Below are 2,374 nucleotides of genomic sequence, written 5' to 3' on the forward strand. Positions count from 1 at the left end.
ATAATAGAGGGGCACATCGCCCGCCTGCTTGCGCGTGGCGCGCGCTTCGTCGCGCAAGGCGCTGCGCTTGCTCGCGGCGAGCTGCGCTTCGGTGTCATCGCCTGGTTTACCGAAATCATCAGTTGGATAGTGATGCGTGCTGACGAAATCGGCGGGCAGTCCGCTGGTCCGGCAGAAATCCAGGAAATCCCCAATCCAGGCATTGTCGGCCGTTGCCGGGCCGCCGACCCGCAACAACTTGTCGACGCCCTTGATGGCTTCGACGGTGTAGCGATAGAGCTCGAAATAGTCGCTTTGCTTGCCGCTGCCGAAAGCGGTCAGGTTCGGCTCGTTCCAGACCTCGAAGAACCATTGGCGCACCTCGTCCAGCCCGTAGCGATCCACCCAGTGGCTGACAAGCTTGCGGATGAGCACCGCCCATTGCGCGTGGTCCTTTGGCGGCGAGACATTGGCGCGATAGTGGAAGACGGTCTTGTCGGCGGAGGCCAGGACACCGGGCATGAAGCTCAGTTCCACGAACGGTTTCATGCCGATCGAGAGCAGGAAGTCGAAAATCTGATCGGCATTGAAGAACGAGTAGAACAAGGTGTCGCCCTCGCCGATCAGCGTACCCATTTCGTCGCTTAAAATACTGTGGCAGCGGACATGGCGCATCCCGAGCTCGTCATGCGTGCGCTTCAGTTGCGCCTGCCAGTCGGCACGCAAGCCGAGCGTCGCGTGGCCGCTACCGACCGTGTGTTCCCAGAAATGCGGCAGTTGCGTCGCCGGTCCGTTCAGGTCGCATGAAAATGTCGCCGTCATCCAAGCCGCTCCTTGATCCTGTCCGCCACGCGCAGCGCGTTGGCGATGATCGTCAGTGTGGGATTGACCGCGGCGATCGAGGGAAAGAAGCTCGCATCCGCGACATAGAGATTGTCGACTTCATGGGCACGGCAATCGAGGTCGAGCACTGAGGCCGCGGGATCGGTCCCGAAGCGCGCGGTGCCGGCCTGATGCGCGGTGCCGCCGATCGGAATGCCGAGGCCGAAGTAAAGACTGCGCTCCAGCAGCACGGGGCGGGAGTCGGCCCTGCTCAATATATGCTTGAGTTTTTTCTTTAGACGGCGATGGGCTTCCAGATCGCTCACGGTGAATTCAAGGACGACGCGGCGGCCGTCGTAGCGAATGCGGTTTTCCGAGCGAGGGAGGTCCTCGGTCGAAAGCCAGAAATCCATCGAATGGCGCGCCATCTCCTGGAAGGGAAGCTTCGGCAGCCATTCCAGCCAGCGGGGCAATGCCTCGCCTCTGATCTGTGCTCCGTGTGAGGTGGCGCACATCTGGATCAGCCCGAGTGGGTAATCCCAATCGTCCGATCCGAAATAGAAGTCGGAAAGCGCGAGCGTCTTCTGGAAAATCGTGTCGTTCGGCTTGCGGGTCAAAGCCATCAGCACGGACTGATCGTGGCGCATGTAGTTGCGCCCGACCTGCCCGGAACCGTTGGCGAGACCTTCCGGATGCTTGGCGCTGGCCGATCGCAGCAGAAGCAGCGCCGTGGAGAGCGCACCGCAAGCCGCCACCACTATGGTGGCGCCATAGTGCACTTCCTCGCCGTCGCGCATCACAATCACGTCTGTCACTCTCCTGCCCGTCCCGTCCGTCTCGAGCCTCGTCACATAGGCGTTGGTCAGCAGCGACAGGTTGGGATACGATCTGAGCGCCGGATCGACGCATACCACCTGGGCGTCGGCCTTGCCGTTCAGCAGGCAGGGAAACCCGTCAAAGGCGTCGCAGCGGATGCAGGTGCTGGTCGGCGTGGCCCTGCCGTCCTTCTCTTGGAGAAGAATGCCGAGCGGCAGATGGAACGGGTGCAGCCCGTCATTGGCCAGGCTGTCGTGGAGTTCCTGGATGCGCGGCTCGTGCGACACCGGCGGATACGGAAAGGGGCCGCTGGCGGGCGGTTCGGTCGGGTCTTCGCCGCGCTGGCCATGTACATGGAACAGCCGTTCGGCCTCGGCATAGTAAGGTTCGAAGACCTCGTATCCGAGCGGCCATGCGGGAGAGACGCCGGCCTTATGGCGGACTTCGCCGAAATCGCGCTCGCGCATGCGAAAGAGCGCCCCGCCATAGACCTTGGAGTTGCCGCCGACATAGTAATGCAGGCCAGGGTGGAAACTCTCGCCGTCCCTGCCGTACCAGGTCTCCTTGGCCTGATAGGCGCCGTCCACGAACACCGTCCGTGCGTCCCAGTTGGCGCGCGAACGCGGCAGGTAGCCGCCGCGCTCTATGAGCAGGATGCGTTTTCCGGTCGGCGCCAGACGTTGCGCGAGCGAAGCCCCGCCCGGACCGCTGCCAATGACGATAACGTCGTACTGCCCGCCCATGACGTCAGCCGTTT

General features: G+C 62.7%; 1 protein-coding gene and 1 pseudogene. Both read right to left on the reverse strand.

Annotated elements, in window-relative coordinates:
* Window positions 1–801: pseudogene (locus EN991_RS32520) on the reverse strand (beta-xylosidase); the annotation flags it as partial.
* Window positions 798–2,374, reverse strand: a 1,577-nt coding sequence (locus EN991_RS32525) for a GMC family oxidoreductase (RefSeq protein WP_348630513.1), incomplete at its 5' end; no start/stop codon positions are given. The pseudogene EN991_RS32520 and the gene EN991_RS32525, both read right to left, overlap by 4 nt.

The sequence above is a fragment of the Mesorhizobium sp. M7A.F.Ca.US.005.03.2.1 genome (genome assembly GCF_003997795.1).
In the GTDB taxonomy this organism is placed as follows: domain Bacteria; phylum Pseudomonadota; class Alphaproteobacteria; order Rhizobiales; family Rhizobiaceae; genus Mesorhizobium; species Mesorhizobium ciceri.